This is a genomic window from Leptotrichia sp. oral taxon 215 str. W9775 (assembly GCF_000469505.1).
Taxonomy (GTDB): Bacteria; Fusobacteriota; Fusobacteriia; order Fusobacteriales; family Leptotrichiaceae; genus Leptotrichia_A.
Genome location: NZ_KI272828.1, coordinates 1 through 225, shown reverse-complemented (window position 1 = coordinate 225; position 225 = coordinate 1).

Genomic DNA, 225 nt, shown 5'->3' with positions numbered 1-225 from the left:
CTACATCATCTTTCCCATTAGCTGAAAGAGATAACGATCCTGTTACTAGAAACGAAAATAGTAACGCAGTATTGTATTTTATATCCTTACATCTCTTTACAAATGATCTTAACTCTTTTTCAATTCTTTTCAAATTGTTATTCATAACTGCATCTCACTTTCTAAAAATTCTTTTTTTGTTTTTTAATAAATTCCTCTTCTTGAAAGCTTGAATTCTATTCTTCT